At 34.4% G+C, this 4,475-nt stretch carries 6 protein-coding genes; 5 read left to right on the plus strand and 1 reads right to left on the minus strand.

Going from position 1 to position 4,475, the window contains the following annotated elements; translation table 11 throughout:
- Positions 1–192: 192 nt before the first annotated feature.
- The 5 genes from V7150_RS24540 to V7150_RS24560 all read left to right on the plus strand — a co-directional run bounded on the left by V7150_RS24540 (position 193) and on the right by V7150_RS24560 (position 3,969).
- A complete protein-coding gene (locus V7150_RS24540; protein WP_335523477.1) occupies positions 193–354 on the plus strand; it encodes a hypothetical protein in 162 nt (53 codons plus the stop codon).
- 304 nt (positions 355–658) lie between these two features.
- Positions 659–919 carry a PadR family transcriptional regulator gene (locus tag V7150_RS24545; RefSeq protein ID WP_335523479.1) on the plus strand — a complete coding sequence of 87 codons (261 nt, stop codon included), beginning with the start codon at positions 659–661 and terminating at the stop codon, positions 917–919.
- Position 920: 1 nt separating this feature from the next.
- A complete protein-coding gene (locus V7150_RS24550) occupies positions 921–1,529 on the plus strand; it encodes a DUF2812 domain-containing protein (protein WP_335523481.1) in 609 nt (202 codons plus the stop codon).
- Between the two features lie 976 nt (positions 1,530–2,505).
- Positions 2,506–3,570 (plus strand): hypothetical protein, encoded by a 1,065-nt coding sequence (locus V7150_RS24555; RefSeq protein ID WP_335523482.1) that lies wholly within the window; start codon positions 2,506–2,508, stop codon positions 3,568–3,570.
- Between the two features lie 168 nt (positions 3,571–3,738).
- Positions 3,739–3,969 carry a hypothetical protein gene (locus V7150_RS24560; RefSeq protein WP_335523484.1) on the plus strand — a complete coding sequence of 77 codons (231 nt, stop codon included), beginning with the start codon at positions 3,739–3,741 and terminating at the stop codon, positions 3,967–3,969.
- Positions 3,970–4,284: 315 nt separating this feature from the next.
- Here the strand turns inward: V7150_RS24560 and V7150_RS24565 are convergent.
- Positions 4,285–4,475: hypothetical protein (locus V7150_RS24565; RefSeq protein ID WP_335523488.1), on the minus strand; the 191-nt coding region annotated here is incomplete at its 5' end.

Consider the following 4,475-nt stretch of genomic DNA (forward strand, 5'->3'; position numbering starts at 1 on the left):
GTATTGCTGATACATACAATACAACTGGGAACTTGAAAAAGAAATTTGGAATCAATAATCTTAAACCGGCAGAATCATTTCAGGCGAAGTATAAAATGAAGTTTAATTAAGACAGGTTCTAATGAATGTTTCTAATGCAAGCGCCAGGCGCCATCCGGAAATTGGGAGGTGGCTGGCAGTAATTGTATAGGGTTGGTAGCTGCGAACCAAAAGCATTTTGAAGACATGGTGGTGTCTAACAGACAGCTTTACAAGAATCTCCTTGATCAGCTGGAAAAAACCAATGTTGATAACGAATCTTTCATTGGTAAGGCCACTGCTGTCATAGAGAAGCTTGTGCCAATGGTTCAGTAGTTTGGTCATGAGATAAAAGAGCAAGCGAACCTACAAATTACACAAGCTAGCGAAAGATAGACTGTCATATGGATGTATGAAAAAATATTGAAAATAACGGCTTATAGACAGTAACAGGCAATTCGCTTGTAAAAATGAATAGGTATGATAGATAGGCACTTCATATGGAGTGCTTTTTTCTATGTGTATATTATTACGGTTAGTGATATAATTATTACAGAAAACGTAATAAGGAAGTGGTATTATCAGAGACAATGCAAAAAGCGGAGCATTAACAGAAGTTACATTCTTTATTCTTCTATCTTTGTATGAAGAAAGGCATGGATATGCAATTATGCAGTTTATAGAACAAGCAACAAATGGTCGGCTTATACTCGGTGCAGGCAGTTTATATGGAGCATTAAATTCTTTAGAAAAAAAGGGGTGGATAAAAATTACTGATATTTCTGATAAGAGAAGAAAGAAATTCCTCATTACTGAACAGGGAAAAGAAATTGCAAAGCAAGAATGTATGAGGATTAAAGATTTATCAATGTTTGCTGAAAAAATCATTGGAGGGAAATAACATGAGAAAATATCGTTATTTTGGAGCTTTATTAGATACACAAGAAAAATGGCTTAACAAAATGGCTAGTAACAGTTATAAGTTGATTCGTGTTGAAAAGCTCTTATATGAATTTGAAAAATGCCAGCCAAATTCATATGTATATAAAATAGACTTTGTTGCCTCAAAATCTAAGTCAAATTCAGAAGACTATAAAAGTTTTTTAGAGGGATTAGGATATAAAGTGTTTTACAAGAATATCAATTTAAATTACTCTGTTGGAAAAATTCGTGTTCGCCCTTGGGCTGAAAAGGGAGGACGTGTAGCAACCAATATGGGAGGTACTTTCAATAAAGAATTGTTGATTGTGGAGAAAAAAGCTGACGGGAAACCTTTTGAACTTCATACAGACCTTGAGGATAAAATATACTATGCTAAGACTATTCGTAACTCATGGCTGACATTATTTGCTCTCTGTATATTTATCATTGCATTGCAGTTTATAGATAAACCAGAAATATCTTTAGGAATTATCGTAGCACTGATAATCGCTATTTTATTACTGTTCCCTATTAGTCTATATCAAAGGCAGGTTATAAAATATACAAATGAAAAGAGAACCAACGAGTAAGACATTGTATTAAGGAGTGGTCATTATTCTAGGAAAATTAACACTTACATTTAAACAGGATGATATTGTATGTATCGATGACTAAACCTATGCATCGCTTGTACATAAATGGTAAAGACCCGTCATACTTTTTATTAAATAGTGTTGACTCATTACATTTCAATACTTAAGGGAGGCAAAGTCATTTCGTAGAAATAGCAAGAATTGGGCCGGTATAAGCATAAGGGTGCCCATTGACCACGAAATGATCAGGGAGCGGACACTCTGAGCATTCCATAGTGCCTAATGGCCGTAATTTCATGAGGTAGCGAGATCACTGAACACTCCGCTCACTGACCACGATTTATTCAGGGAGAGGGAACACTGACACCCCATAGTGCCCACTGACCTCGATTTTTTCAAAGACCGGGCACTGTAATCACTTCATAGTTTCCAATACCAGAATGATAGGGGAAAATTAATATTTTCTTATAAAAATGGTAAAGGGCCACTATCCTAAAACATGGATAATGTCCCTGAATTCTAGCGGGGTTCCGTTTGTTAAACAATGTTTTGTAACTTTAACATCATATACTGAATAAGTACCAAAAACGCAAAAATTAAATATGGGTTTGCCCTCACTTGGATTCGACGGTATGACAGCTTGTAAGAGATGACAGTGGCTAGAGAAGCTATGATGGTGCCAGTCTCTCAATAAGAAAGGTTTCCAATACAGTATTACGTAATTTCTATTTTAATACTTACAGAACGTTTAGCATTTCATTAAATTCAGCTATTACATTAAACAGGAGTTTAACGGATTCGGAGGCACTTCACTTCAACCTGGTTACTTAATGTTGTGATAAATACTTCCAGATTGTGTATGATCAGGGAATTCAGGTTGACACGCTAATTGGCTAGGATTTTCTCATGGCTCTAGCTGATTAGTGCCCAGAGCATAGAAAGTTTCAAGTCGAATTGAGGAGGAAGGATAGATTTGACAAATGATTTATCAATACAAAGTGTCGACTCAGCCAATCTTCAATATTTTACAAATAGATGGATTGAATTAGGTTTGTCAAACGGGGACTTTTTTAAGTTTTTTGTTACATATTTGAATCAAAATTTTATCGGGGGATATTTGTCTCGAGGTTCATACAGAACTTTTTATTATCCACCTTTATCAAGTATGTATTCATATAGTGTGCCCCAAAATGCTCAACAATTTGTGTCATATCAACAAATAAACAGCTGGATAACACTTGAATTTCAAAATTCTCAAATTCTAAGCTTTTTCGTGACAAATATTGATGAAAATTTTATAGGCGGGTTTATAATTCGGAATAAGATTAAAGCCATTGATTTATTTATTATACGTTTTCAACGTTTCTTTGAAGAATACGATCGTCGATTTCATCCAATGTTTATCTCACAGGACAACCAAATACCAATAGAAGAACGGGAAAAGCGAATACAAGTAGTAAGAAATGCTGAACAAGTTCTTATGAATCGTGTTAAGAAACGAGTATTATTTGCAATGGAGGGGAAAATCCCTAATAAAAATGATATGCCCAGTATGGTTTCTAGTGATGTAAATTATCTTTCAAACCTGCAATTACAACTATATAATGAATTTTTTTTAGACGAAAAAGGTCACTTAGACAACAAGAAAATACAAACATGTTTTGAATTATTTGATAACGGAGAAATCCAAGGTAATAAATACCCTGGAAACCTACAACCGGATTCGGCCTCTGACTTTTTATTCGCAGAGTTTGCGCTTCAGGCCATTGAATGTAGCATAGATTCAGAGGTTTGGGGTGAATTATTAAAAACCTTTGTTAAAACACAAGAAATCTTTATTCAAGTTTATCGACCTATTGGGATCAAAATTCCTAAACTGAGTGATTATAAGTTTTCTAATTTTAAATATTACAAACAAGTTAACAACAATCAAAAAGAAGTGTTAAGAAAGAAATACGATAATATGTCAAAAGATGAATTGGAGTGGGAATACGGTAAAAATTTATTAAAAGCTCAATCTGCTTATTCTATTGGTTAAGAAAATTTTCTTTCTTCGGTTTAAATGCAAAATAAGTCGAAAAATTTCTTATATGAACGATAAAATGATAAACATATAACAGATAAATTAGTTCTTCCTGTAAGATTGATACAGATAAAAAAAGCTGCTCCATTATGAAGCTGCTTTTTTTAACGATTGACTTCGATCATGTTAAAAGATAAATATATTCCTAGGCTGGTCAACGCCACCAAGATAAGTCATTCCAAATGTCCCACGTCCACTGTGGCCATGGAAGATAAGAGTTTGTTGGTCTGGGTTGATATTGAACAGGATAAGTACCAGGTGGCAAACCAAGGTAAACATTTGGCGGTTGAATTGGGTAAGCAATTGGTGGACCAGAATAATACTGAGCTGGATTCATTATTATCTCACCTTTAGATTAAAGTTAAACTCAACATTAATATATTCTGTTAAGAACACCTTGTGCTAGTAATGGGGAAAATGTGTATTTATCAACTATTTGGATATAATAAATATTTAAGATCGGCAACGTTATTTGGCCCCAAGTTTCCGAATTATTTTGATGGAGCTATTAAACTGTTGATGAAAATATTTATTATTAATTTCATCCGATTCCAAGAAATATTTAACGGCCTTCCCCCAGTAGAATACTGAGAAAATGCCGTATCTTAGTGATATGGAGATTTCCTTTCTTTACAGAACCCAGCTTCAGTATATCGAAATCCTAAGAAATTAAATGAGAATTTCTTTTGAAAGAATCACACCTTTACCTCTAGCATACTTTTTATAATACTTCTCAAACTGGATTCCATTGATGATCATGGGTCCAACTGTCAGTAGGGGGACCGTGTAATAAAGGAACTGGTTGAGAATATGATCCAGGTGCAGGATAAAAGCCAGGTTGAGAATAAGATCCAGGTCCA

The sequence above is a fragment of the Neobacillus drentensis genome (assembly GCF_036965245.1).
GTDB classification, from domain to species: Bacteria; Bacillota; Bacilli; order Bacillales; family Cytobacillaceae; genus Neobacillus; species Neobacillus drentensis_G.

Bases quoted from the DNA above. Each gene is read 5' to 3' on its own strand.
- V7150_RS24550 (WP_335523481.1), top strand. From the start codon at position 921: ATGAGAAAATATCGTTATTTTGGAGCTTTATTAGATACACAAGAAAAA.
- V7150_RS24560 (WP_335523484.1), top strand. From the start codon at position 3,739: ATGTTAAAAGATAAATATATTCCTAGGCTGGTCAACGCCACCAAGATA.